Origin of the sequence: Pseudomonas sp. D1-36, from assembly GCF_051132205.1 — a bacterium.
Lineage (GTDB): Bacteria > Pseudomonadota > Gammaproteobacteria > Pseudomonadales > Pseudomonadaceae > Aquipseudomonas.
Genome location: NZ_CP071674.1, coordinates 4,224,767 through 4,249,945 on the forward strand (window position 1 = coordinate 4,224,767; position 25,179 = coordinate 4,249,945).

Annotated in this window: 23 protein-coding genes; 11 read left to right on the top strand and 12 right to left on the bottom strand. The window is 56.0% G+C overall.

Annotated features, from left to right (window positions below; genetic code table 11):
- Positions 1-5 precede the first annotated feature (5 nt).
- Positions 6-470 (top strand): hypothetical protein, encoded by a 465-nt coding sequence (locus J3P76_RS18725; RefSeq protein ID WP_434701108.1) that lies wholly within the window; start codon positions 6-8, stop codon positions 468-470.
- Between the two features lie 154 nt (positions 471-624).
- Here J3P76_RS18725 and J3P76_RS18730 read toward each other — a convergent pair whose 3' ends face one another.
- Positions 625-2,013, bottom strand: coding sequence for a GrpB family protein (locus J3P76_RS18730; protein WP_434701109.1), 1,389 nt, complete (start codon positions 2,011-2,013; stop codon positions 625-627).
- A gap of 573 nt (positions 2,014-2,586) precedes the next feature.
- Here J3P76_RS18730 and J3P76_RS18735 point away from each other — a divergent pair.
- The 3 genes from J3P76_RS18735 to J3P76_RS18745 all read left to right on the top strand — a co-directional run bounded on the left by J3P76_RS18735 (position 2,587) and on the right by J3P76_RS18745 (position 9,604).
- Complete coding sequence (locus J3P76_RS18735) at positions 2,587-6,606, top strand: hypothetical protein (RefSeq protein ID WP_434701110.1); 4,020 nt, start codon at positions 2,587-2,589, stop codon at positions 6,604-6,606.
- A gap of 687 nt (positions 6,607-7,293) precedes the next feature.
- Positions 7,294-8,169 (top strand): hypothetical protein, encoded by an 876-nt coding sequence (locus J3P76_RS18740; protein WP_434701111.1) that lies wholly within the window; start codon positions 7,294-7,296, stop codon positions 8,167-8,169.
- A gap of 58 nt (positions 8,170-8,227) precedes the next feature.
- Positions 8,228-9,604: a phosphoribosyltransferase-like protein gene (locus J3P76_RS18745; RefSeq protein WP_434701112.1), complete on the top strand. Its 1,377-nt coding sequence runs from the start codon at positions 8,228-8,230 to the stop codon at positions 9,602-9,604.
- A gap of 124 nt (positions 9,605-9,728) precedes the next feature.
- Here J3P76_RS18745 and J3P76_RS18750 read toward each other — a convergent pair whose 3' ends face one another.
- Both J3P76_RS18750 and J3P76_RS18755 read right to left on the bottom strand, forming a co-directional pair.
- Complete coding sequence (locus J3P76_RS18750) at positions 9,729-9,851, bottom strand: hypothetical protein (protein ID WP_434701113.1); 123 nt, start codon at positions 9,849-9,851, stop codon at positions 9,729-9,731.
- A gap of 673 nt (positions 9,852-10,524) precedes the next feature.
- Positions 10,525-11,001, bottom strand: a complete 477-nt coding sequence (locus J3P76_RS18755; RefSeq protein WP_434610068.1) for an Lrp/AsnC family transcriptional regulator — start codon at positions 10,999-11,001, stop codon at positions 10,525-10,527.
- A gap of 145 nt (positions 11,002-11,146) precedes the next feature.
- On the opposite strand from J3P76_RS18755, the gene J3P76_RS18760 reads away from it, so the two are divergent.
- The 3 genes from J3P76_RS18760 (at position 11,147) to J3P76_RS18770 (ending at position 12,669) form a co-directional block, all read left to right on the top strand.
- Positions 11,147-11,776 (top strand): LysE family translocator, encoded by a 630-nt coding sequence (locus tag J3P76_RS18760; protein WP_434610066.1) that lies wholly within the window; start codon positions 11,147-11,149, stop codon positions 11,774-11,776.
- 266 nt (positions 11,777-12,042) lie between these two features.
- Positions 12,043-12,258: a type II toxin-antitoxin system HicA family toxin gene (locus J3P76_RS18765; RefSeq protein ID WP_434701114.1), complete on the top strand. Its 216-nt coding sequence runs from the start codon at positions 12,043-12,045 to the stop codon at positions 12,256-12,258.
- A complete protein-coding gene (locus J3P76_RS18770) occupies positions 12,259-12,669 on the top strand; it encodes a type II toxin-antitoxin system HicB family antitoxin (protein ID WP_198797116.1) in 411 nt (136 codons plus the stop codon).
- Between the two features lie 124 nt (positions 12,670-12,793).
- Here the strand turns inward: J3P76_RS18770 and J3P76_RS18775 are convergent, their stop codons facing one another.
- Positions 12,794-12,940, bottom strand: a complete 147-nt coding sequence (locus J3P76_RS18775) for a hypothetical protein (protein WP_434562766.1) — start codon at positions 12,938-12,940, stop codon at positions 12,794-12,796.
- A 174-nt stretch (positions 12,941-13,114) separates the two neighbouring features.
- On the opposite strand from J3P76_RS18775, the gene J3P76_RS18780 reads away from it, so the two are divergent.
- On the top strand, positions 13,115-13,519 hold the full coding sequence (locus J3P76_RS18780) for a low affinity iron permease family protein (protein WP_420766736.1): 405 nt from the start codon (positions 13,115-13,117) through the stop codon (positions 13,517-13,519).
- Positions 13,520-13,564: 45 nt separating this feature from the next.
- On the opposite strand, the gene J3P76_RS18785 is transcribed toward J3P76_RS18780, so the two are convergent.
- From J3P76_RS18785 to J3P76_RS18795, 3 genes are all read right to left on the bottom strand, one after another.
- Positions 13,565-14,473: an SDR family oxidoreductase gene (locus J3P76_RS18785; protein WP_434701115.1), complete on the bottom strand. Its 909-nt coding sequence runs from the start codon at positions 14,471-14,473 to the stop codon at positions 13,565-13,567.
- Positions 14,474-14,553: 80 nt separating this feature from the next.
- Entirely contained in the window at positions 14,554-15,057 is a 504-nt protein-coding gene (locus J3P76_RS18790) for a DUF4142 domain-containing protein (RefSeq protein WP_420766738.1), read from the bottom strand.
- A 348-nt stretch (positions 15,058-15,405) separates the two neighbouring features.
- Complete coding sequence (locus tag J3P76_RS18795; protein WP_434701117.1) at positions 15,406-16,755, bottom strand: diguanylate cyclase domain-containing protein; 1,350 nt, start codon at positions 16,753-16,755, stop codon at positions 15,406-15,408.
- Between the two features lie 365 nt (positions 16,756-17,120).
- Here J3P76_RS18795 and J3P76_RS18800 point away from each other — a divergent pair, with 365 nt between their 5' ends.
- From J3P76_RS18800 to J3P76_RS18810, 3 genes are all read left to right on the top strand, one after another.
- On the top strand, positions 17,121-18,356 hold the full coding sequence (locus tag J3P76_RS18800) for an aminotransferase class I/II-fold pyridoxal phosphate-dependent enzyme (protein WP_434701118.1): 1,236 nt from the start codon (positions 17,121-17,123) through the stop codon (positions 18,354-18,356).
- Between the two features lie 12 nt (positions 18,357-18,368).
- Positions 18,369-19,535, top strand: coding sequence for an MFS transporter (locus J3P76_RS18805; RefSeq protein WP_434610057.1), 1,167 nt, complete (start codon positions 18,369-18,371; stop codon positions 19,533-19,535).
- 104 nt (positions 19,536-19,639) lie between these two features.
- A complete protein-coding gene (locus tag J3P76_RS18810) occupies positions 19,640-20,659 on the top strand; it encodes a DUF4917 family protein (RefSeq protein ID WP_434650182.1) in 1,020 nt (339 codons plus the stop codon).
- 21 nt (positions 20,660-20,680) lie between these two features.
- Here the strand turns inward: J3P76_RS18810 and J3P76_RS18815 are convergent, their stop codons facing one another.
- The 5 genes from J3P76_RS18815 to J3P76_RS18835 all read right to left on the bottom strand — a co-directional run bounded on the left by J3P76_RS18815 (position 20,681) and on the right by J3P76_RS18835 (position 25,037).
- Positions 20,681-21,262, bottom strand: a complete 582-nt coding sequence (locus J3P76_RS18815; RefSeq protein WP_420766743.1) for a DJ-1/PfpI family protein — start codon at positions 21,260-21,262, stop codon at positions 20,681-20,683.
- Positions 21,263-21,464: 202 nt separating this feature from the next.
- Positions 21,465-22,682, bottom strand: coding sequence for a class I SAM-dependent methyltransferase (locus J3P76_RS18820; protein WP_434701119.1), 1,218 nt, complete (start codon positions 22,680-22,682; stop codon positions 21,465-21,467).
- Positions 22,683-22,964: 282 nt separating this feature from the next.
- Entirely contained in the window at positions 22,965-23,582 is a 618-nt protein-coding gene (locus J3P76_RS18825) for a TPM domain-containing protein (protein ID WP_420766745.1), read from the bottom strand.
- A 28-nt stretch (positions 23,583-23,610) separates the two neighbouring features.
- On the bottom strand, positions 23,611-24,429 hold the full coding sequence (locus J3P76_RS18830) for a TPM domain-containing protein (protein WP_434562750.1): 819 nt from the start codon (positions 24,427-24,429) through the stop codon (positions 23,611-23,613).
- Entirely contained in the window at positions 24,429-25,037 is a 609-nt protein-coding gene (locus J3P76_RS18835) for a LemA family protein (protein ID WP_420766747.1), read from the bottom strand. The genes J3P76_RS18830 and J3P76_RS18835 overlap by 1 nt, the downstream gene beginning before the upstream one ends.
- Positions 25,038-25,179 lie beyond the last annotated feature (142 nt).

Below are 25,179 nucleotides of genomic sequence, written 5' to 3' on the forward strand. Positions count from 1 at the left end.
CGCATATGGAGCACAATTTCGAACGACTGCAGGCACATATCCTCCCGCTTTCAATGGCTAAAACTTTCTCGGTAGCTCGGCAGGAGTGGACACTTGTCGGGATCGAGATCAGCGAGGAATTTGATAACTGCCCCTGCGGGCAGGATATCAAAGAGCACTGCTGGATTCAGAACAAGCTGACAGGTCACAAGACCTATGTAGGCAACGTGTGCATTAATCGCTTCCTCGGCATCGACACCGGCACGCTGTTTGATGGATTGAAGCGTATCGCCAAGAACAGTCAGGCCAACGCGAACCTTGATCTCATCATTCATGCCTACAAGTTTGGGTACATCTACGAAAGCGAGTTCACATTTCTGATGAGCACCCGGCTCAAGCGTAATCTCAGCGCTAAGCAGATCGCCTGGAAGGAAAAGATCAACAGGCGAATCACCAATAGCACCGTTGTACAACGACGGACGAAGCCATAGAAGGGAGAATAGTGCTTCGTCTTTAACTGCCATCAATCGCTGCAAGCTAGTTTGAGTAGTAGTGCATATTTACTATGAGATCTACGAGCGTCTCCGGACACACCATCTCGCGATACGTTATGCATATATAAAACCTGTACATCCGCATAAGAATTTATCGATAAGAGCGTCGACCTTCAAACTCTTTCGCAGCACCAGCTCGTTTAATCCCCTTATAAATTTCCCACCGCAGGCTCAGTTTATTCACCCTAGACTTAAGGAAAAAATTAAGCGGAGATGGAGAGTTTTCGATGACAGCATTATAATCAGAGGCCAAAAGCAAAATATCCGAATCCAGATAACCTCTTAGGGCAGATATCTCAACCCTATGAAATATTTCATCTAGAGAGGCTGCTGATCTCCTATAGGAAAAGTACAACCCAAGCATGTCAGACGATATAAAGAATAGCATCACTGCAATCAGAGCCCTATTGAACGCTATTAGGCTATTTTGAGGGGCGATCACAATAGCAGCGATACTCACTGCAAAGGAGCACAATAACGCCCCCCATAAAACCTTACCCATAAATTCGGCGCTACCACGATGAAGATCACCAGTCCAAAATGCAGATTCCTCAATAATCTCCGCCAATCTTTGATAGCCTGGAAACTCACGACTGGCGAAGCGATTTTCCTCCAGAGCCAAGTCAACACTTGACAGCGAGAGAGTGAACTTTTTAAGAATTCGCTGCTGCTCTTCTAGAGATGGCTTTTTGCCTAGACCACTCATAAATAATACTGCACGCCGAGCTTGATCTCCCGCTGCACGATGCTGTTGTTTAGACTGGCTTAGCACTAGCCAGACAGCCAGAGACCCAAACCCCATAAGTGCTATTAACAAAAGCACCCAGCCTTGATCAACATACACTGAAAATGCAGCAGTAAAAGCCATAGACAACTGCAGCCACATCATTGATCTACCGTAGCGATCAGCCTTATCGAACTCTACATTCTGGTGTGTAAGGAGTTTATTTATACTAAACTTAGGCGCTCGTTTTTTTAATGCTTTTTCTATAAAATCTTTTTTGCCCAAGACATAAGAATCAACATCATCCTTATGAGCTTTGGCCAATTCTTTCTTGAGCACAGCGTAATCGCAAGCGAGTTTATCATTTATACGCAACTCGTCCCTGAAGTTTATCATATCCTGCTCCCAGGTACTTTGAGGCTTGCAAATATGAATATGATAACCAACACTATCAGGGGACGAATAGTTAACTAAAAAATAACGCGGAGCATCCAAATCATTTTCTCTGACGTGGTAACCCAACTCTTGAATGTTACTCACTACGCCCTCAGACGCACTCCAGTCCTGTAGAGTTATTAAAATATCAATAATTGGCTTTGCGGGCAGACTAGATACTGATGTTGACCCTACATGATCAATGAAAAACGAAAGATCCCGCAACCTGTCCCTTATTGCCTGAGCCTCTATAGCAAAAGCTTTTTCCCAATCAACTGAGTGCTCGCTAATCTCTACACTTTTCATTTTACTTACTTGCATAATTTAAGGCCAACCCTGTTATAACTAGCCGCGCACTCTTAATTACACAGCTAACTCTTTAAACCCGAATAGCCCTGATAGTAGCCCAAAGCCACCCCTGAGTCTATTGAAGGGAATTACTTTATCGAAAGTCAGCAGCTGGGTTTAGATACGGCATAGCCAATCTGCTTTTCATGAAGATTTGGCTCTGTACGGGGGTGACTGTGAAGCTCGCGTCCGAGAGGTTTGTGCGCGCCACTCATTGCATCAAATACAAGGCTCAGGCACTCACTTATCTTCTCCTGGATCGCCATCCTGATCCCAGTCACTAAGGATGCCACTATAGATAGCAATCAACGGATGCTCGCCTGGTCTGCCGCTTGGACGCTTCCAGATGAAGGCCCGAATGGCCAAAACACCTGCTACGCCGGGTGGCCTGATTCACGATAGCCGTACGCTTAAGGCGGCACATCAGAAGCCAAATTTTCGCACCGTGGTAGGAATGTCAAAGCATCGAAACGGCTACTATTGGCGGCAGCACGAAACTCCAACGCAGTGTCGCCGCTCGGCAGACCAGGAAGGTAACGACTACTTATGAACTCTTCGTTCTCATCAGGGCAGCGACTTGCACCTTCAGGTAATCCCAAACGCCAAGCAGTAGATGCTCTCCGAGGCTACGCCTACCAGCTATACGTCAGTGCGCTGGCATGGGTTCGACTAACCGAAAAGGAGCGGCTGTACCTGGAAGTCGCTGAAGACTACGCCCTGGTGGCTCAAGACTCTCTCGAAGGCGTTCAAGTCAAAGATACAGCGGGCTCCGGTGCGGTCACCATCAACAATCAGGATGTGCTCGACACCCTCGATAACTTCGTTGATTTGGTTGAGAGAAATCCACAGTTCAACGTCAGCATGCGATTTCTCTCTACATCCCCTATTGGCATGGAGAAGCAGACCACGCACAGAGTTGACGGTCGCGCTGTATTGACTTACTGGCCCGAAGCCGCAAGGAATGCAGACGTCAAGCTTTTGCGTGACGCCATACTCAAAGCAGCGATAACACCGCGCGTTAGGACGTTCATTGATTCACGAAACGATGAAGAACTGCGGCGGGATCTTTTGAAACCCATTTGTTGGGACTGTGGCCAGCCAATCCTGTTAGAGGTCAAAGATGACTTGTCTTCAGCCCTTACGTGGTATGCAAATAACTCGCTGAGGTTACCACCCAGCGATTCAGCGTATTTGCCAGCAGAGGTGATGGATCACCTACTTGAGACTGTGCTTAAGCCAAATCCCCAAGATCGGTATCTTGATGCTGTGACCCTTCTGAGGCTATGTGAAGCCGTTGGCACCGTCACTCTGTCGCGCAGCAACCACGACGCCCTCATGGAACAGGCAATGAGAGGCAGTCACGCAAACTGGTTACCCATGAATCGCATGCCCCGGTTATTGGAGAATGAAGAAAGCATACCTATGCCTACTCTTCTTCTACCGCGCCCCGCAGCATTGCAGAAAGCGGTCGCGGGGCTATCGGAAAGATCGGTAGTTTTTCTGTGCGCCGGAACCGGAATGGGTAAAACAGTCATCGCACGAATGGTGGCCAGAGCACATGGAGGTGATTGGAAGGTCGTCGACCTTAGAAATGTATCAATCGAAGAGTGTGAGTTCCGCTTGAAACAAGCCAGGGATGAGGTCGCAGCCGTATCTGTCGCGGGAGTCATCTTGGACGATATGAATGAAATCGATTCCCCTAAAGTTGCGGCGGCACTAGGGCTACTGACTCACAGCCTTGGCCGACAAAATGCCATCTGCATCATCACCTGCTATCGCCATCCGTCAGCAGGAGCGTTGAACAAACTTGGGCTCGACTCATCCGCCAGCATTCAGATTCCGCCCCTTGACCAGGCTGAGGTCGCGAGTCTGATCCACATGAGCGGCGGAGATCCAGCAGTATGGACGTTATCTGTCCACAACGCCGGAGGCGGCGGCCACCCCCAGTTGGTGCGTGCTGTTTTGGCGGGCTTACAAAGTCGTGGATGGCCGACTTCAGAAGTCATGTCTTTTGGGTCAAACAGTATCGGTATCGACGTTGCGACGGAACGTGATTCCGTTCGCCGCACGCTGGTTGAAGTCTTGAGTGATGGTCAGAGGAAACTTCTATACCGGGCCAGCCTCGCGGCTGGACGATTCGAACGGAACATGGTTCTGCATCTTGGCGACATTAGCCCGGAGATTGCGTCGACTGGGGAGTCTCTGGACGTTTTGGTTGGCCCGTGGATCGATAATGTCGGATCCGGGCAGCTCCGGATCTCGCCGCTTGTCGTTAACGTGGGTGAGGAGGTACTCCCTAATGCGGAGCAAATTGCCGTTCACAAGGTGTTCGCGGACAGCCTGCTCCAAAACGGCTCACTTGATATTAGACGAGCAAACAAGCTGTTTATCCACAGCCTGAAAGCAAAAAGCAGCAAACGTTTAGAGGCCGTGGCACATGGTGTGATAACAGCTGCTCAGGAAGATCTCTCTACGCTTGCTGAATGGCTTCCCGGTGTGCGCTTCGCGCCCTTGGAGAGAAGGATTTTCTCGGATGATCATAAAAGCTCAAACCTATTGAGGCTATGTCAGTTTTTGCTCTCAGCATCGTCAGCGCCTCAGCCAGACCATCCTCGAAAAGTATGGGAGGTTCTGAACTCAGAGGTTCGTGAAAGCGATACTGCCAAAACAGAAGCTTTCAAAGTTACGATTTTGGCGAAAACCCTGAGTCTCTTTAAGCTCCCTGCAATACTCCCAGACTGGTTTATTTTACTCAGGCAGCTTAGATCGGCCATTTCGCAAAACGCTCAGCTTTCTTCAGCGTTCAGCGAGGTCTCACATAGTGGCGTGATGTTCGTGACTCAAGCGATACATGTCGGAAGTGTGGGTGCCCAACTCGATTTAATAAGAGAGCTGGATGCCCTGGATCCTGTGGAACGAGGAGACTACCTGCAATTCGCAATGCAAACTCGTAGTGGCCTGACTGCAATGATAAGCGGGCCATGGCTCGAAGAGGTTCGGACAGGCGTGCTTGACGCGCCCAAGGCACTCGCCGCCTTTCAAGAAATGGCGAGAATTTCCCGTGCCTGGGGTTACCTACCATTGACGATCTCACTAGAAATCACATCCAGCATCATGCTTGATGAATACATGAGCGATGCTCATGGTGCTCTAGAGGTACTCAAGAAGGCAGAGTCAGAATTTGGAAGTAACTTTGATCTGACGCGAGCTCGTGCGAAGGTCTACTTCCGTAAACACCAACATAGGGACATGATCTCCACTATCCAAGACCTTGAAGCCCATATGGATGTTCTCGAACCGTTGGAGAGGATGCTTCTTCGTCGAGAGATGGCGATCAGCCTTTCTGAGCTTGGAGACTGGGCAGCGGCAGCGGAACAGTTCGCCCATGCACGTGCTGACGTGTTGCTCACCAGACACGATGACGGTCAAGCACTGAGTCTGGGGCTGCTTGCAGACCAGGCGCTTGCGCTGTACCAAGCACAAGACTTTTTCTCGGCAGTCACCCTATACGAGGCGGTGCTCGAAGCCCTTCCCTCAGTTGATGCGATCGAAACGCTTCAGGCTGAATATTGCAGCCGTGTCATCCGGCACGGCTTGCTATGGCTGCACCTTCAAGCAATCGGAAGTACATCCGACATCGGGTTTACCAAACAGGACACCGTGATGAATGCTGGGATGTGCAGCAATATGAACCCTCCAGAGTCGATTCGTGAGTTGCCAAAAGCGCCCGCCGAAATGACTTGGTACATGTTTGCGCCAGTTGAATGTACCGTCCTTGCCACTTCCGAGACCCTCAACCGATTAGATAAAAGAGTCGAAAATAGAACTGCACCAATCTACGAGCTATCCGCCCGGAGTAACTGCCTTAATATAGCAATTCAGACTTTGTGCTGGGACGGTTTTGCATCTCAGCTCAACAAGCTTATGGCCGTTCGTGACTATGTTGAAAAACACCCAGAGCAACGTGATAGCTCCAGAATAATCAGCCCAGTGTACGATGTAGTTCCTGAGGCATCGAACGAAGCCCTCAGCTCAGACGCGTATCTCGGCTTTCAAAAAGATGTGCTAATTGCATTCGGCATAGTGGCAGCGGCATCCAACCGCCTGGACGTGCTTGAACTGCTCAGGGTCGACTTTGAAAGTCATCCTGCATCAAATCATCTGCTCGCTGTGGTTAAAGCAATGACAGCCCCCGAAAAATCAGCAGGTGTAGCAAACGAAATTCTTCATTGCATCCATCAGGTTGCAACAAAGCCAGAGCTCACCACCGATGAGCTTTTTAGAGCCACGACACGTTTCGTTGTGGCGATATCCAATTCAGATGTGCGGAAGACGTACGAAGATGTTCTCGTAGGTTGGGCGCGAGAAGCGTGGCGTGAAAAAGCAAAATCGATGCTCGGTTTTAAGAATGCCGACGCCGTAATTCCTAAAATCATGGACGCGTTGGAAACGCCAGGAATCGCCGGGATTGCAGAACTCGTATTGTCTGCAGAAGCGGGTGTACATATTGAGCTGCATCCCTTACTTAGACAGTTTATGCACAGAATAGTAGATACCACCTCCTAGCTACGCTACTTCAGCGCGTAGTCTTGGAAAAGTTCTTCACCCCTCGTCCTCAATCCATAATGGCAGTAGAGGCCAGCTTAAGGCAGCATGAGGTGGAGTAAACCCCGAGCTTCGTAAGCGGCTGGCTGCAGCCTCCGCATGGGGTTCCTTGAGCTAAGGGTGATGGTGTCGACGTATTTTTTAAAGGACACGATCACTCTAATCGCCAAGATTTACGTGTGCCAACGAAGCTCGCCCGAAGCCTTTCAAAGCCCAGGTCGTGCAGGAATACCTGCAATCCGACGTTTCGATTATCAATCGTTGCCCTGCGCCCTGGCATCAACGCCAATCTGGTTCACAAATGGTTCCGCTTTACCGTGACCGGCATTAATTCATGGATTCGTCGCCTTCGACGCTTCAGGGGAGTGGGGGTTGATGAGGAGCCGATGCCGCGGCTATACTGACTTGGCAGCGTGGCTTCAGAGGATTGCAGATAACTTTTTGCGATGCCGAAGCTCCAGAAGGAAGATTTCTAACGCTGGATGACGACTCGTACCTTCTGATGACGTTGTTCCGCAGTGTAGCGTGGGTACCTATACTGGCAAACCGACCCAAATTACGTATCGAAATCAGGCTTTGGGTGACCAAGGTCAGCGACAAGAAAGGCCCGCAAACTTCGCGGGCCTTTTTCTTTTCAAAGGATTGATCATGCATTCTGAACAAGATTTTCGTGAAGCTGTTGCGGCACTCAAGATCAAGCTGGAAGCCCACCATGGTGATTTCATCACCGGGTCAAAGGTCGGGGAAATTCTCATCGACCAATGCAAGTTTCGGCTCAAGAACCTCGCTCAGCCCCAGCTCACGCTTTCTCAGCTGATCAGGCATCACCTCGCCGACACGCTCACAACCTACGGTCATCAAGGTGGCGACACCTTGTATTTCGTCGGCAAAGGTGCACAGCCTCTCACGGCTCAGCCGGAGTACCGTTTCTGGACGGCGTTTGCCAAGGCAGACGAACAGTGCCTCTTTGCAATCCGACAGAGCGATAACGAGCCAGTCATTGTCGAGGGTGAAGCGGACTTTACGGGGTTGAAGGTGTTGCCTAAGATCACGCTTTCTGATCTTGAGGCGATCAAAGCATCCTTCGTTGATACATACCTCGTCGTCCCAGGCCAGTCACCACTTCCAGGCGCAGATATTCCCTACCTTCAATGGGTCGCAAGTGTTCGGGCTTCATCCAATCAGCAGATGAGTGCTTGGAGCCTCTACCGTATCGAGCAGATCAAACAGCTTTTCAAGGATCGTATAATCGAGTTGGGCGTGCAGGAAACCGATCAAGCCCGTCTAGAGCGATTCCTGTCAGAATCTCAACGCAAAAAAATTCGACCTACCACCGCTGTTGCTCGCGATGAGCAGGAGGCCTGTTCGGTGTCGCTGAACCACGATCCCTACCTCCCTCGAAATCCCGACCAAGTTTTCCGGGATGCTGTTGTGGTCGTCATCCGCCAGCTCAGCATGCCCGAGCTACGGGAGCTCAAGCTCCCAGCGGGCCTGTTGAGCGATGCTCTCCTAATTAGGAAATAGCTGGTATCTGTCTTTTTCAAGGACAGGCGTGCAACGCTGTGCGGGAGGCTCGGCAACCGTGGTAGTGCAATTGAAGCAAAGCCCTTGCGTCAAAATTTATATCGTCGTGTATTCGAGTGGTGCCGAGGCGCTCAAGCGGGACATACACGAATTGTGTAGATTGGATTGGGAGCCCTACGTAGGGTTTAAGATCACCAATACCACTGACGACAAGGATGAACTCACTACCGAGCTCATTCAGACGCTCAAGCGTCATGGCGCAGAGTACTGCAAAGTCTACGTTCAGGGCGCCGGAGTGAATAAAAGGCGGCTAGAGGCAGCCGGCTATCCGGTGGAGAGCGCTGCGGCTATCAAAACCCTGCAGAAAAAGATAAAGACCGGACTGAGAGATTGTGGCCTGGAGTGGCGAGCCAATGCGGATGCTGAATGGAGAAAATCGTCCATCCAGTTCGCTTCAATCGACAAATGGTATCAGCAGTTTTCTGATCGCGGGCATGGGGATGTTGCTAAAAATCTCCTTAAAGGTCTTCGCGTCATCACCGATGCAGAGATCCGTGAATCCTTTAGAAATTGTGGATCGGAAGGCGATAACGTGGGTCAGCGGTGTCTTCACGCGTACGTCGCAGACGACGAACTTGGCGCAAGCTCCAATACGATCAGCGATGTCTTGATCAAGATCTGGCCGGAAAGCATGGTTTGCTCCCTGAACTTGGAGAACCCAGATTTCTTCACCGGTTTGAAAGCCGATGTGCTTTACGTCTACGAAGATGGGCTGTGGAGCGGGGTCGAACTGGTGGAACGCTTGGCTCAGCTTTCCAGAATGGGCAGCGTCATGCAATCCAATGTGAGGATTGAGTTCCGCTACTGCGCAGTCGCGGATGCTGGCTTGGCTGCTGCTAGGCTGGCAGTGTCGAACTACTCGCCTGGGAAATTTGCAGTGCTCTCTGCAGAGAACCACTTTAGGTTCATCCGGGATGGTGTCGATCCTACTTTCGCTGACCTGGAAGATCGGAGTGATGCGGCGGTGCGAGAAGCTATCGATGGGAGCATTGAGCCCTATATTTTCTCGCGCCTAGGACTATGGGGCGACTCAGGCATGCAGGCGGTGCAGCTGTGTGGCGAGATCGGTGCCCAGTTGATCAAGCCATTTCTGGAGCATCAGGCAAGAAAAAAGGTCATGCAATCGGTATCGCCGTCAGCAATTGATATGGAGGCTGCGCTGGAAATACCCGAAATCGATCCGGGAAAAATTTTGAAGTGGAAACTCGGCGCAGGAGGGTTTGCATCTACTGTAGTGTTTCAGTCGAGCATCCCTAAGCCGGTGCTACCTCTGATATGGCTGGGAGGGCGAGTCGAGCTCAATGGAGAGCAAATCGAGTGGGCACCGCTGTTCTGGGATTCGCGAAGGACTGGCGTCGCAGCCCCCAGGATCTGAACCATCGGTTTTATGCTGCAAGCATCTGGCACGCCCTCGGCAGCACTGACGTTCCGCGTCAAACGGGGGTAGGCTGCTCGACCGATGAAGGAACTGAGCTCCTGCTCAAAGGTGAATGATGAGATTAAGGAAGTCTTGGACTGGTACCGTCGTGCATCAGAACTTTCATCCGGTTGACCCGGCGGTTGGCAAAGAGGTAAGCGCAATGCGGCTTCGCCGCACCGAACACCGCGACAACTCGGGACAACGCAGTCTCAGTGTCAGCGCGTATGTGTATGGGCTCGGTGGCGAGCCAGATGGTATCGACGCGAATCGTAGGGCAAGGCTACGAATGAAACACGCGCAGCCGTCCGGATCCGAGGCTGGCAACTTTACAGTGATGGATTTATCACCCAGAGGCAGCAAGATGATCACCATGTCTTCTGTTGCTCGCCTTGGTACTGCTTTTACCGGAACGAAAGCCAGCAATGTTGCAGGCGATTGATACCGGTAAGCCACTAGCCACGGATCACTTTGGCGTTGCTGCCGTGATCCGTGCCAGATGGATCTCAAAGACGCTCCAGGGCGATCATGCACCAAGGTGCACCGTAACCGCTCCGCCGAAATGCCCGGATTGCGGGGGGTGTAGGTAAGTCGGAGACTACACACATACACGCTTTCGGGGGTTCCTGACCAATAAGGGTTCGATTCCCTTCACCCGCTCCAATCGAATTCTGGTCTCGCGTCGTGGTGGTTTTTGACGGGAGATTGAAAAAACCGGCTCTTGGTGGCCGGTTTTTTTTGGTCTGGGGTTTGTGGGGTTTCTGTCCTGACGCTTACGCCAGTCATTTATTGTTTTCCATAAGGGCGGTAAGGCGGCGGATGATCAGCGCTTGGTTCGTCGACATAAAACAGCAAGTTGCTTACGACAGACAACCGCCTCAATCCCCACCCAAATGCCCCAACGGCAACGGCCCCGGCGCCTTCACCGTGTTGATCGCGAAATTGCTGCGAATATCACTGACCCCCGGCAACTTCAGCAGCTTGCCCGTGACAAAACGGTCATAGGCTCGTAGGTCAGGCACCGCCACTTGCAGCAGGAAGTCGGACTCACCGGACACCAGGAACGCCGAGATCACTTCGGGCAGCGCGGTCACCGCCTGACGGAAAGCCTCGGCTCGCTCGTCGGTGTGCCGTTCGACCTTGATGCCAACGAAAATCGTCATCCCAAGTCCCACTTCATCGCGATCCAGGATGGCTTGATAACCGCGAATCACCCCCGCCTCTTCAAGCATCCGCACGCGACGCAGACAGGGTGAGGGAGACAAGCCGATTTCTTCGGCCAGTTGCACGTTGCTCAGCCTACCGTCCCGTTGCAGTGCCGTCAGGATTTTGCGGTCGAACGTATCCAATTTCATAATTTGGCATTATCCGTTTCAATCATTCGATTAAGTGGCAGGTTATGCCAATTTCAAGAGCTTTAGAAGCTGACTACGCAACCACCTGCCCTGCCCTTCGACCCTAGACTGGCGTCTCCAATCTACAGAATGCGGAGGGCTTGCAATGACAGGGCTCTGGTTGTTTTTCATGGCATTGACGGTGGCGTATCTACTGCCTGGGCCGGACATGATCCTGGTGCTGCAAACCGGAGCTCGACAGGGCAAAGGCGTGGCATTGGCAACGGCGCTGGGATTGGGCGTTGCCCGGGCATGTCATGTCGCGCTGGCAGCGATGGGCCTTTCGGTATTGTTCAAGACGGCGCCGTGGACGTTTGATGCGGTGCGCCTGGCCGGAGCTGCTTATCTGGCCTGGATCGGGTTTCAATGTTTGCGGACGACGTTGTTGCCCCGCTTCGAAGGAGCCGCCGCTGAAATCGGGAAGAGGCAATGGCATCAGGCGATCCGGCGCGGTCTGTTGACGAATTTGCTCAACCCCAAGGCGTTGCTGTTCTGCTCGGTGTTGCTCCCGCAATTCATCGATCCACAGGACGGGCCGGTGTTGGGGCAATTCGCGATATTGGGTGTAGTACTGGTCGGCGTTGGCCTGCTGTTCGACAGCGCTTATGCATTGATCGGTGTAGCGCTTGGGCGATGGCTCCAACGCTCGCCTTCGGCCCAGCGCGTGCAGCGGTGGGTGTTTGGTGGTTTGCTGATCGGTTTTGCGGTCCGGCTGACGTTTGTGCAGCAGTCGTGAGTCCTATGGATTTGTAGCGGATACGCTGAAAAACCAGGGCTGCTCCGCAGCCCAGCGGCAGCAAGCTCCCTCGCCACGTCAATATCAACGACCCCGTCTCACATCCCGAAATAAAGCCAACCCGCCCTTTCCCACCCTAGCGTGACGCTGCTCCTAGACTTCAAGCAAAGAGCTCGCCAGCCCAACCGTCCTTAATGGTGGTTATGGTGTTGATCATTTTTCTTCAGTAGGTATAGTACTTACCGATGACACCACAGGGAGGTGTTGTGAACAGCCGATTTTTGATAAGCCAAATTGTTGCGGATGGTTGGTATCTGGTGCGTATCCGAGGCAGTCACCATCACTTCAAACCCCCAACCAAACCGGGGCTGGTTACGGTTCCTCATCCCAAGAAGGACCTGCTCAAGAAGACGGCTATCAGTATCTTGCAACAGGCCCTTCTCCAGACGCCTGGTTGCCGCGCTTTTCCAGAGGACGATTGAATGCTTTACCCAATTGCGATTTCCATGGGCGATGACAAGCACGCCTGGGGTGTGGAAGTGCCGGATATTCCCGGTTGTTTTTCCGCAGGTGACGACCTGGACGAGGCCATGGCGATGGCGCGGGAGGCCATCGAGGGTCATTTCGAGATTCTGGCCGAAGACGGTTCGCCCATTCCATCGGCCAACACCGTTACCCTGCACGCAGCCAACCCACAATACGCCGGTTGCACCTGGGCGCTGGTGGACATCGATGTGACCAAGTACCTGGGCAAGGCGCAGAAACTCAACATCACGTTACCCGGCTACCTGCTCAACCGGATTGATGAATATGTATTGCACCATCCCGAAGAGAAGAGCCGCTCCGGCTTCCTCGCGTCGGCAGCGCTGAAGGTGCTGCAGCAAGGGCGATGAGCAATCACTGACGAAACACGAACCGGTGTGAGCGAGCTTGCTCGCGATGGCTTAGGGTCAGCGATATCAAGTTGTCTGACACAGAGCCATCACGAGCAAGCTCGCTCCCACCGTTTCACCGATTCTACTTGCTCTCCGACTTGGACTCCTGCATCTGCACCGAAGACTTGCTGCCGTCGGTGTTGTCCTTGGTCTCGTTACCCGAGTTGTCGAAGCAGCCTTGCAAAGCGAACAGGCAGCAGGCGAGGCAAAGGGTGCGGGCGATATTCATGATGTACTCCAATGCTGAGGGCTTTCATGAGTGACCCGTGGCAGCGGCAATGGTTGCGACTGTCATCGTGCTGCACGATGAACGTAAGGGACCTTGCGATTGAAATGTAAGTAGAATTTTCACCGCCTCGTTGCTGTCTCACCAGACAGGTGCATCCCAAAAGGAAACACAGCAATGACGTTCGCCAAAATCGCTCAAAAACTATCCCTCTGGGCCGGGAGCCCCAAGACCTTCCTAGGGGCCATCGTGCTGTTGGTGCTCTGGGCTGCCAGCGGACCTTTGTTCGGTTTCAACGATACCTGGCAACTGATCATCAACACCTCGACCACGATCATCACCTTCCTGATGGTGTTCCTCATCCAGAATACGCAGAACCGCGATACGGATATCCTGCACCTGAAAGTGGATGAATTGCTTCGGGCGTCCAAGGATGCGCAGAACGCGATGCTTGGTCTCGAGTCGCTTGATCTCAAACAACTTGAAGCGTTGAGGAAGCGGTATCAGGACATGGGCAAGGTCGACGCCAAGAGCCTTGATGGCGTCGAACAGGAAAAAAAGGTAGACCTGAACCAATGCTGATACTGATGCGCGAGGGGCCCATGCCACTCGCGCATCCCTTGGGCATCAGGGCAACGGGTTGCCTCCCGTCACGCCAAATACTTCCCCGGTGATATAGCTCGACTCCTGGGAAGCGAGCAGTACATAAAGCGGCGCGCATTCAGCGGGTTGGCCCGGACGTTTCATCGGAACCTGGGAGCCGAACGTAGGAATCTTCTCCCTAGGTTGTCCGCCGCTGGGTTGCAGCACGGTCCAGATTGGACCCGGCGCGACTGCATTGACACGAATGCCCTTGCTGATGACTTGCCCGGCCAGCGCCTTGGTAAACGCCACGATTGCCGCTTTGGTGGTGGCGTAGTCCAGCAGCGTCGCGGACGGATCGTAGGATTGGATAGAGGCGGTATTGATGATGGTTGCCCCAGCCGGCATCAGCGGAACAGCAGCCTTGCAGATCCAGAACATCGCATAGATGTTGGTCTTCATGGTGTCATCGAATTGCGCGGTGGTGATGTCGGCAATGTCTTTTTGCGCCTCCTGCTTACCGGCGACATTCACCAGGATATCCAGGCCATCGAGTTGCTGCTGCGCCATATTCACCATCTGGACACAGAACGCCTCATCCTTAAGGTCGCCTGGTATGGCGATGGCCTTGCGGCCCTCAGCCTTGATCAGTTCGACGACTTGTTGTGCATCGCGCTCTTCGCTGGGCAGATAATTGATTGCGACATCGGCCCCTTCCCGGGCGTAGGCGATGGCAGCGGCGCGACCAATCCCCGAATCGCCGCCCGTGATCAAGGCCTTGCGCCCCTCCAGGCGACCAAAACCTTGATAGCTTTTTTCACCATGATCCGGTTGCGGTTCCATATCCTGATCAATGCCAGGGGGTGACTGCGGCTGGTCGGGAAATTCCGGACGCGGGTATTGGGTCAGCGGATTCTGCATCGCGTATTGGTTGGGTTCTCGGCGTGTAGACATCGAGGTTCTCCTTTTCAGCGGGCAAAACAAGCCGGGACGTTGGCGCCCCGGCCCTGGAATTGACACAGGTGCAGCGAAGATCAACGGCTGGCTTGCAGGGCCCTGGCCATTTCAAGGTGCGTCTGCAATTTAGGCAGGGTTTCGTCGGCGAATGCCTTGATCTCCGGCACGTCAGTGGTCTGGGCCTGCTGCTGGATCTGCGCGATGGCGTCCTCAGTGGCCTTGACCTGGCTGGCGGCATACGCCGCTTCAAACGACTCGCCCTCGGCGACTTGCGGCTGCAGGGTCTTCGCTTTGTCCGCCACTACTTCCCGCGGCGCGACAGGCAAGTCGAGTTTCTTGGCGATCTTCGCCAGATGTTGGTTGGCGGTGGTGCGGTCGTTGATCACCATGATGGTGTAATCCTTGACCTCCCGTGACTCCGCCTTCGAATGTGCCTCGCGGCTGGCTTCGATGTCGGCCATGCCTTTGGCGGATGCATCGTTGATGAATTCGACAGGTGACTGGGCCCACGCACTGTTGGCACCCAGGCCCATCAGTACAACAACACTGGTGGTGCGTAAAAAGGTGGCCATCCGGCTCATGGTCGCGCCCTCCTCTGAAAGATATTGCGACGGGATTTTGCGCCGCAGAAATCAGAACCACCGTTGAACATTCAGCGAGACGTCCCGCCCGGCCTGCGGCCAATCTCGGCTTTCAGCGGACTTTTATCGACACTCGCGATGGTGGTTCTCCCACTTTTGCGACCCGCTTCGGACACCTTCGTTCGATCGTGGGCAATGTTTCCCGGATAAATGTTGCTTGATCCGCCCATAGTCCAACCCTCCGTAAACAAAGAATGATGGGCACGCTTGCCCCGTATTCATTTGAAGTGACCTGGGATTCAAGGTTTTGGAGAAAACGCTCACGCCACGACGAACGGTGGCGCGAATTCAAATGCCGAAAGCCCTATGATTGTGGCGCTTGGCTGCGTACATCGCCTCATCGGCATGGCGGAACAGCGTTACGTCTTCGGTCCCGTGGTCAGGAAAACAGGCCAGACCGATGCTCGGCTCGATGCTGAGACAGTGGCCGTCCAGCCGCAGAGGTTGGGCCAATGCGAGACGAATTTTCTCCTGTACCCTGCCGGCATCTTCCACGCTGTGGACGCTATGGAGCAACACGACGAACTCATCGCCACCGATGCGCGCGACGGTGTCGGCGTCACGTATGCACCCCTTCAATCGGCTGGCGACCGCTTGCAGCAGCATATCGCCGACGCCATGGCCGTAGGTGTCGTTGACTTGCTTGAAACGATCCAGGTCGATGTACAACAACGCCATCCGTCCGGAAACAACACGGGCCGTGGCCAACGCGGCCTTGAACCGATCCCGCAGCAACTCACGGTTGGGTACCTGGGTCAGTTGGTCGTACTGCGCCATGTGCTGAAGCCGGGCGTGCAGTTGCTGGCGCTCGATGGCGAGGGTGATCTGGGCGCAGACGTATTGCAGCAATTCCTTGTCCTGCTCCGTATAGCGACCACTGTCCGGAGCACTCTTGACGATCAATGCGCCGATCATACTGCCTTGCGAATTCAGCGGTACACCCAGCCAGCAAGGCGCATCAGGCTTCGCCACGAGGTCGCAGAATTCCACGGGCGACGAGCTGCAACCGGGCGTGAGCAGGATCGGCTGGCCGCTGCGTACCACTTCGGCGCACAAGCGCCCGATAGCCGTGCCAGGCAGCTCGGGCTGTCGTTCTCGATCGTCGACGTGATAGGCAAAGTTGAGCTGTGCGCACTGCTCGTCATACAACGCCACCGAGAAATTCAGCGCCGGCAACCACTCGCCAATGATGAGGTGGATACGCTTGAATAATGCCAGCAAGTCGGCGGCGGCATGGGCCGCCTCGGAAATTGCATACAACGCGGCCTGCCTGGATTCCGCCTGCTTGCGCTCGGTGATGTCGCGAGCCACGGCGATCCGAAGCTGGTCAGCCTCCGACCAGCGCGCCGACCACAAGATGTGCACCACGCCACCGTCCTTGCGCAGATAGCGGTTTTCGAAATTGAGCTTGGGCTCGCCCCCCATGATCTCCCGCGCAGCCTCGAGGGTACGTTGGCGATCGGCGGGATGAACCAGCTCGATCATCGACCGACCGATCAGTTCCTGGGGGGTATAGCCGAAAATACGCTCGCAGGCGGCGCTGACGAATACGAAGCGTCCCTGGACATCGACGGCGCAGACGGCATCGAGCAGCAGGTCGAGGTAACTGGCCAACGGCGTGGAGTTTCGGGTGTCCATGACGCGCAAGCCATCCGGGTAATCAAGCAATGGGCGAACCGGGTCGCCCCCGTTCATGACGCCGACGGAGCATGCAAAGCCGACGCGCCCCCCACGGTACCGATGAGGATAGCGCAGGGTATCGACACGCGGGGTGCCCAGACGCCTGAGGATAGCAAACGCCCCGGGCTCAGAGGCGAGGAAGCAGCTCCGACATGGCAAATGGATTTCCCGGCCAAGGTCCTAGGCAGGGTCCTACGCAGAAGTCTCCGGTAACACTCAAACACGCCGGAATCAGCCGATTCAAAGCCCCGCCCATCGGTCTGTAAAGTCTGGACACACAAGCCCCACGGACAGCAACGCTAACCAAGGAATGTATTCACGCCATGAACCAGATTGCGCAGCCCACTCAGCACTTCAGTAACTATCGCAAAATCATTTCCCTGGCGGACCGGGACTGGCAGAACGCCGAAAACGGAAAGATCGCTGGACTGAACGTCGAGGTCCAGTCTCCCAACGTGCTCATCGACCAATATGGTCGCACCTTGCATCACTTTTGCACCACGTCGTACCTGGGCCTGGATTACCACCCCGCCTTGCTGGATGGCGCCATGACCACGCTGTGGGAAACAGGAACACTGCGTGTCGCCAACTCCAGAAACCGCAGCCGGCTAGCAATCCTGGACCAATACGAAACCCAGCTGTCGGAGCTGTTCGGCGCCAGCTGCCTCAGTGCGCTGTCCTGCAGTGCGGCGAGTGCGGGAATCCTGCCGCTGCTGGCCAGCGGCGCGCTGACGAAAAACCGCCCGCCGGTGATGGTGTTCGACAAGCACGCCCACTACTCGATGAACCATATCAAGGCCGCTTGTGCGGATGAAACCCAGGTCCTCACCTGCCCACACAACGACATGGATTTTCTTGAGGACGTCTGCAAACGCCAGGGCAACGTGGCCTACGTGACGGACGGTGCCTACAGCATGGGCGGCATGGCGGACCTGGACAGTTTGTTGTACCTCAGACAGCGCTATGGTCTGTTCCTTTATTTGGACGATTCCCATGCCGTGTCTACCGTGGGGCACTGCGGCATCGGTCGGGTACGCTCACGGATCCACGCCTTGGATGAGCGAACCCTGATCGTCGCCTCGCTGGCCAAGTCCTTCGGGGCCAGTGGCGGGCTGGCCATGTTCGGCAGCGAGCGGCACAAGACGCTGGTGCAGCGTTACGGCGGCCCCGCCAACTGGTCGCAGAGCCTCAATTCGGCGGCTATCGGCGCCGGCATGGCCTCGATCCGCTTGCATCGCAGTCGAGAATTCCACGCCTTGCAAGAACGTTTGCAGGCTAATATCCGTTTTTTCGACAGCCTCATCCGCACCGAACAGTATGCAAGCCCCATGGCAATCCGCCTGGTGCGCTGCGGTGAGGCAGCCCTGGCTACCCGCCTGGCGGTGGAGTTGGCCGACCTGGGGTATTTCACTTCAGCGGTCTTTTTCCCCGTGGTGCCGCAAGACAAGGCCGCGATCCGCATCACCCTGCGCGCCGACATGGAGCCGGACGTGATTCGTTTGTTCTGCGAACAGCTGACCAGTCTTTTGGTGGCCCACGGCCGTGATATCCGTCCTTGAAACGAGCCCTTGATGAAAAACCGTACAACACTGATCGTCACCTGCACCACGGTCTTCCTGGCACAGCTGGGCATGAGCATCTATCTGCCAGCCCTGCCGGATATCGCCCAGGCTCTGAGCGCCGATGCATCCCGAGTGTCGTGGGGGTTGTCGGTGTACCTGGTCGGCATGGCCTTGCCGATGCTGATGTGGGGCAGCCTGAGCCAGCGTCTTGGACGCAAACCGGTGCTGTTGGCGGCATTGACGCTGTACGGCCTCGCAAACCTGGCGCTGCCGTTGGGTACGACGATAGAAACGTTCCTGGCGTTCAGGTTGGTCCAGGGCGTCGGCGCCAGCGGTATTTCGGTGATGGCGAGGGTGCTGATCCGTGACAGCTTCAGCGGCGACCAGCTGGCCAAGGCCTTGTCCTGGATATCGATCGCCTTCGTGGTTGCCCTCGGCATCGGCCAGTACCTCGGCTCACTGATCCAGGCTGCGTTTGGATGGGAGGCGATTTTTCTCGGATTGGGCGCGGCCAGCCTGGTCATGGCCGCCGCGGTGTCCACGGCGGCGTTCCCGGTACTTGCCGAAAACAGCAATGGACAGTCGGCTTGGGGGATCTACGTACGGATACTCCAGCATCGTGGTTTTCTGTTGCCTGCGTTGGCGGGCGGGTTGGGTTATGGCGTGATCATCGCCTTCAACACCGCCGCGCCGCTGATCCTGCAACAGGGCTTTCACTGGTCTGCCATCGAGTATGGGCTGTTGGGCTGGCCGATCAGCGGCGCGTACTTGCTGGGCGCGCTCGCGGTCAATGCCTTTGTGCTGCGCACGGGCCAGCGCCGGCTGATGGGTTGGGGCATTGCCCTGGTCCTGGGTGGCAGCGCGACCATGCTGGCAGGAAGCGTTTCACTGAGCAGCGTCGCGCTTTTGTTCTGGTTGCCATACTGCTTCGCGGTGTTCGGCCAGTCGTTGAATTATCCGATCAGCCTGTCGCTGGCAAACGAAGGCTCGCCGATCGCCGGTGCTTACGCCATGGCGTTGAGCGGTTTCCTGCACCAGCTGATGGCGTCTATGATCGGCGCGATTGCCAGCCTCTTGCTAAGCCAACAGGCGTGGCCACTCGCGGTTTTATGCATGTTATTGGCGACGGCGGCGACGCTGTGCGCCAGGTTCACGCCAAATGGACCGGGTCGGTAAAAACACAGGAAATCGACTGTTCAAAACGCATCTCGATCTGGCTCAAGACTGGGTCGTGATAAAGTCACGCCCTGCCTTAGCCACGTTTTGAGATGATTTTCGCGATGACCGATTTCCAGGAATACGACGCCCGGCTCGAAGATTGGGAGACCTTGCGCGCCGACATCGCCTTCAGCGGCTTGTTGGTGGGCAATGGCGCCAGCCGCGCCGTGTGGGATGATTTCGGCTATGACTCGTTGTTCGAGAACGCCCGCACCGTCGAGGAAAAACCCTTGAGCGCGTCGGAACTGAGCGTGTTCGACGCGCTGCAGACACGCAGTTTCGAACAAGTGCTGGGGGCGCTGAAAACCACCAGTCGGGTCAACAAGGCCTTGGCCGTCAGCTCCGCGGCGCCGCGCAATCGTTATTACGCGATCAAGGAAGCGCTGATCAACACCGTACATGCGGTGCATATTCCTTGGCGGTTGGTACAACCGTCGACCCTGGAGAACCTCAATCAGGAACTGGGTAGCTACCGTACGGTGTTTACCACCAACTACGATCTGCTGAGCTATTGGGCGATCCAACAAGCGCCCGAAACCCTCACCGATCTGTTCCTGGGGGCCGACCACAGCTTTGACCTGAGCCAGGCCCACCTCGACAAACCCCGTCTCTTGTACCTGCACGGTGGCCTGCACCTGGTGCGCAACCAGGACGGCACGGCACGCAAGCTCACCTCCACCGAAGGCACGCTGCTGGGCAGCTTCGCCATCAACAACACCATCAAGACCCTCGACGATGTGCCGTTGTTGGTCAGCGAAGGGCCGAGCCAGGACAAACTCAAAACGATTCGCAGCAGCGACTATCTGTCGTTCTGCTACGACCAACTGCTGCATCACCACGACAATCTGTGCCTGTTCGGCCATGCCCTGGGCGAGCAGGACAGCCACATTGTCGATGCCTTGCGCCAAGCCGCGCCGAAGACCGTCGCCATCTCGATCTACCCACGCAGCCAGGCGTTCATCCAGCACCAGAAACGGCATTACGCCAAGCTGTTCCAGGGTTTGGACACAGAGCTGCGTTTCTTCGATGCCAAGAGCCATCCACTGGGCGATCCGAAGCTGTCGGTGCCGGTGGAGGTCTAGACCGCCCCGTTGGCTCGGTGCCTATAGGGTAATCGCCGTACCGAGCAACGTCAGAAACCCCGCCAGCCAGCTCGGGTGCGCCGGCCAGGCCGGTGCCGTGGCGAGGTTGCCCTGGACATGGCCTTCGGTCACCGGGATGTCGATGAACGTCCCGCCGGCCAAGCGCACTTCCGGGGCACAGGCCGGATAGGCGCTGCACTCGCGCCCCTCCAGGATGCCCGCCGCCGCCAGCAATTGCGCCCCGTGGCACACCGCCGCGATCGGCTTGCCCGCCAAGTCAAAATCGCGCACCAGTTGCAAGACTTTTTCATTCAGCCGCAAGTATTCCGGAGCGCGACCGCCTGGCACCAGCAACGCATCGTAGTCGGCCGCCTCGACGCTGGCGAAGTCATGGTTGAGGGCGAACAGATGTCCCGGTTTTTCGCTGTAGGTCTGGTCGCCCTCGAAGTCATGAATCGCCGTGCGGACAGTCTGCCCGGTCGTTTTATCCGGGCACACGGCATGGACGGTGTGGCCGATCATCTGCAGGGCCTGAAACGGCACCATGACTTCGTAATCTTCGACGTAATCGCCGACCAGCATGAGGATTTTCTTGGCGGCCATGGAATGGGCTCCTTTGGAATGCGTGAGAGTGGACGCATTAAAGGTAGACCGCTGTAACGACAGCCCGCCATTAACTGACAGACTGCACCACTTGATGGGTGGGAGCGAGCAGGCTCGCGAATCAGGCAGCGCGGTTTGTCAGATATTCCGCGTTATCGTTCTTCGCGAGCAGGCTCGCTCCCACAGGGTTCAGGTCGGTTTGTCAGGCCAGGTAGCCATCCGCCCGCAGCAGCGTTTCGAGGCAGTGCTCGGTAATGTGGTAGAACGCCTTGAGTTCGTCGATCCTGGCCAGCAGTTCGGCGGGCTCCACCGGTTCGGGGCGTTTGACCGCAAGGATCATCTTGTTCTTGTTGGTGTGGTCCAGGGAAATGAACTCGAACACCTTGGTCTCATAGCCGCAGGCTTCGAGGAACAACGCCCGCAAACTGTCGGTGACCATTTCCGCCTGCTGGCCCAGGTGCAGGCCATATTGCAACATCGGCTTGAGCAGCGCCGGGCTCTGGATTTGCAGGCGGATCTGCTTGTGGCAGCACGGTGAGCACATGATGATCGAGGCGCCCGAGCGGATGCCCATGTGGATAGCGTAATCGGTGGCGATGTCGCAGGCGTGCAAAGCGATCATCACATCCACCGCGCTCGGCGCCACGGTGCGCACGTCACCGTGCTGGAAACTCAGGCCCGGATGCTCCAGTCGTGCCGCGGCTTCATTGCACAGCTTGACCATGTCTTCGCGCAGCTCGACACCCGTCACCACGCCTTCGGCCTGCAAGGTGTTGCGCAAGTAATCATGGATGGCGAAGGTCAGGTAGCCCTTGCCCGAGCCGAAATCCGAGACTCGCACCGGCGTGTCCAAGGCCAATGGCGAAGATGTCAGCGCGTGGCTGAACACTTCGATGAACTTGTTGATCTGCTTCCACTTGCGCGACATGGCCGGGATCAATTCGTGCTTATGGTTGGTCACCCCCAGGTCGGCCAAAAAGGGCCGATTCAGGTCGAGGAAGCGGTTTTTCTCGCGGTTGTGCCCGGCGGACGGTACTTCCCGCAGTTGCTGCGGCTTGCTCTTGAACAGCGAGCTCTTGCCTTTCTTGCTGTATTCCAACTGCGCCTCGTCGGTAATCGCCAACAAGTGAGCATTCTTGAACGAAGTCGGCAACAGCGTGGCGATGGCATCCACGCCTTCGGCCAGCGAAAAATTCTTGGTGATGTCGCGGGTCTTGTAGCGATAGACAAAGGACAGGCACGGCTGGTCCTTGACGGTCAGTTGCTTGATGATCAGCCGCTGCAGATCGCTTTCGTCACCGACGTACTTGGCCAGCACCAGCTTGATGAACGCGTTTTGTTCGAGACTGGTTTGCAAAAGCTCGATGAACTGAGCGTGGTGATCCGGCCCGGGACGGGTGGGAGTTGCGGTGACGGACATGGAAAAGCGGCCTCGGGGCGGGCGGATCGGGAATGACGGGTATTTTAGGGGGGATCGGATGCGGGGGCACGGGGAATTTCCCCAACGGTGCGAAATGCGCAGCGCAATCTAGGTGGCAGCGCGCTTTTGTGGCGAGGGAGCTTGCTCCCGCTCGGCTGCGAAGCAGTCGTCGATGTGCGAGCCCGTTGCCTGACCCTGGAATCGATGGGGACCGCTTCGCGGTCCAGCGGGAGCAAGCTCCCTTCCCACAAAGGCGCCTTCGCCATGGTGGCCGGCAGCCAATCAGCCCAACACCACCAACCGATTCGGCAGCTCATTACGCGCATGGGTCACCGGCACGTGCTCCTTGAGCAATTCGCCGCAAGCCTCGATGCACGCCACAAAACCTTGCAACGTCTGGCCCTGGCGAACCTGCTGGGTGAACGTACCGACAATGGCATCCCAATGGCTGTTGTCGAGTCGCTTGGAAATACCCTCGTCCACCAGGATTTCCACATACCGCTCGGCCTCGCAGACGAAAATGAGCATGCCGGTGCTGCCTACGGTGTGATGCAGGTTCTGTTCGAGGAATTGCCGGCGCGCCAGGTTGGAAGCCCGCCAGTGGCGTACCGAGCGAGGAATGAGGTGCGTGGTGACGGCAGGAATGCGAAACATCAGGCACAGCACGATGAAACCACCCCATTGCACCCACAACAGGCTATGCACGCTCAGCCATCCCGTCACGTAATGCAGGATGCCCGGCACCACCAGCGCCAGCAGGCTGGCCCAGAGCAAGGGGATATAGGCGTAGTCATCGGCGCGGGCGGCGAGCACCGTGACCAGTTCGGCGTCGGTGTCGCGCTCGACCCGAGCGATCGCCTCGGCCACTTTGCGCTGTTCGTGTTCAGTCAGTAATGCCATGTTTGAAAATGCCCGCTCATTGTTATTGTCACCAGCCGCCGGACGAACCGCCGCCGCCGAAACTGCCGCCACCACCGCTGAAGCCACCGCCACCACCGCCGCCGAAGCCGCCTCCTCCGCCTCTATAACTTGCGCCGGAGCCCCCTCCGCTGGGCAGGATACCGAGCACTTGGCAAACGAAAATCGTCAGGATGAAAAGCATCGCGAGGAAGATGAACAAGCCTGGGTGGCGCTCGACGAAATCGCCCTCGTCCGCACTGCCCGCGCTGTATGCCGCAGCCGGTTCATCGAGGGGGTTGCCACCCAACACCACGAGCATCGCCGCCACACCGTCACTGATGCCCTTGTTGAAGTTGCCCGTCTTGAACGCCGGGGTGATCACCTGGTTGATGATCACCGAACTCTGGGCGTCGGTCAGGCGATCTTCCAGCCCGTAACCCACTTCGATGCGCAGTTTACGGTCATCGCGGGCGACGATCAGCAGCGCGCCGTTGTTTTTATCCTTTTGCCCGATGCCCCAATGGCGCCCCAATTGATAACCGAAGTCTTCGATGCTGGCGCCTTGAAGGTTCGCCAGCGTAACGACAACCACCTGCTCGCCGGTGGCCTGTTCATGGGCCTTGAGTTGCGCATCGAGTTGCGTGCGCACCGATGGGTCGAGCAACTGGGCGGTGTCCACCACCCGCCCGGTCAGCGCCGGGAAGCTCAATTCTGCCTGGGCCGTGGCTGCAAAAGCCCAGAGCAACAGCACGAACAGCTTCAAGCTTCGAGCAGCAAGCCTCAAGCCGAAAGCCGTACGCGTTACCTGAGCTTGCAGCTTGCCGCTCAGAACTTGAGGCTGCTCCATCAGAACTTCACTTCAGGCGCTTTTTCGGCATTCGGGCTGGTGGCCTCGAAAGTCTCGCGAACTGGCAGATCGCTGTACATCACGCTGTGCCACAGGCGACCCGGGAAGGTACGAATCTCTGTGTTGTATTTCTGCACGGCCAGGATGAAATCACGACGCGCCACGGCGATGCGGTTCTCGGTGCCTTCGAGTTGCGATTGCAAGGCCAGGAAGTTCTGGTTGGCCTTCAGGTCCGGGTAGCGCTCGGATACCACCATCAGGCGGCTCAATGCGCCGCTCAACTGGTCCTGGGCCTGCTGGAACTGCTTGAGTTTTTCCGGGTTGTCCAGGGTGCTGGCATCGACCTGAATGGACGTAGCCTTGGCCCGGGCTTCGATCACCGCCGTCAAGGTTTCCTGCTCATGCTGGGCATAACCCTTGACGGTCTCCACCAGGTTGGGAATCAGGTCGGCGCGGCGCTGGTATTGGTTCTGCACCTGGCCCCAGGCCGCCTTTGCCTGCTCGTCCAGGGTCGGGATGTTGTTGATGCCGCAACCGGCCAGCAGCGTGGTGAACAGCATCAGGGCCAGCATTTGCAGCGCGCTGCGGTGGTTCAGTCGTCGAATCATCGGGTGAAGCTCTCCCTTGCATTGCATTAAGAAAACACCGCCACCTATCTTACCGGCGTCTGGGGCATAATCGCCGCCGCACTGGATCGAATCGGGTCTATGGGCTAAAAGATGCGCAGTGCGAAACTAAGTTCATCGGCAC

Coding starts and splice junctions, on each gene's coding strand:
- J3P76_RS18725 (WP_434701108.1), top strand. CDS start 6: ATGGAGCACAATTTCGAACGACTGCAGGCACATATCCTCCCGCTTTCA.
- J3P76_RS18730 (WP_434701109.1), bottom strand. CDS start 2,013: ATGCAAGTAAGTAAAATGAAAAGTGTAGAGATTAGCGAGCACTCAGTT.
- J3P76_RS18735 (WP_434701110.1), top strand. CDS start 2,587: ATGAACTCTTCGTTCTCATCAGGGCAGCGACTTGCACCTTCAGGTAAT.
- J3P76_RS18740 (WP_434701111.1), top strand. CDS start 7,294: ATGCATTCTGAACAAGATTTTCGTGAAGCTGTTGCGGCACTCAAGATC.
- J3P76_RS18755 (WP_434610068.1), bottom strand. CDS start 11,001: ATGAAATTGGATACGTTCGACCGCAAAATCCTGACGGCACTGCAACGG.
- J3P76_RS18760 (WP_434610066.1), top strand. CDS start 11,147: ATGACAGGGCTCTGGTTGTTTTTCATGGCATTGACGGTGGCGTATCTA.
- J3P76_RS18770 (WP_198797116.1), top strand. CDS start 12,259: ATGCTTTACCCAATTGCGATTTCCATGGGCGATGACAAGCACGCCTGG.
- J3P76_RS18775 (WP_434562766.1), bottom strand. CDS start 12,940: ATGAATATCGCCCGCACCCTTTGCCTCGCCTGCTGCCTGTTCGCTTTG.
- J3P76_RS18780 (WP_420766736.1), top strand. CDS start 13,115: ATGACGTTCGCCAAAATCGCTCAAAAACTATCCCTCTGGGCCGGGAGC.
- J3P76_RS18785 (WP_434701115.1), bottom strand. CDS start 14,473: ATGTCTACACGCCGAGAACCCAACCAATACGCGATGCAGAATCCGCTG.
- J3P76_RS18790 (WP_420766738.1), bottom strand. CDS start 15,057: ATGAGCCGGATGGCCACCTTTTTACGCACCACCAGTGTTGTTGTACTG.
- J3P76_RS18795 (WP_434701117.1), bottom strand. CDS start 16,755: ATGGACACCCGAAACTCCACGCCGTTGGCCAGTTACCTCGACCTGCTG.
- J3P76_RS18800 (WP_434701118.1), top strand. CDS start 17,121: ATGAACCAGATTGCGCAGCCCACTCAGCACTTCAGTAACTATCGCAAA.
- J3P76_RS18805 (WP_434610057.1), top strand. CDS start 18,369: ATGAAAAACCGTACAACACTGATCGTCACCTGCACCACGGTCTTCCTG.
- J3P76_RS18810 (WP_434650182.1), top strand. CDS start 19,640: ATGACCGATTTCCAGGAATACGACGCCCGGCTCGAAGATTGGGAGACC.
- J3P76_RS18815 (WP_420766743.1), bottom strand. CDS start 21,262: ATGGCCGCCAAGAAAATCCTCATGCTGGTCGGCGATTACGTCGAAGAT.
- J3P76_RS18820 (WP_434701119.1), bottom strand. CDS start 22,682: ATGTCCGTCACCGCAACTCCCACCCGTCCCGGGCCGGATCACCACGCT.
- J3P76_RS18825 (WP_420766745.1), bottom strand. CDS start 23,582: ATGGCATTACTGACTGAACACGAACAGCGCAAAGTGGCCGAGGCGATC.
- J3P76_RS18830 (WP_434562750.1), bottom strand. CDS start 24,429: ATGGAGCAGCCTCAAGTTCTGAGCGGCAAGCTGCAAGCTCAGGTAACG.
- J3P76_RS18835 (WP_420766747.1), bottom strand. CDS start 25,037: ATGATTCGACGACTGAACCACCGCAGCGCGCTGCAAATGCTGGCCCTG.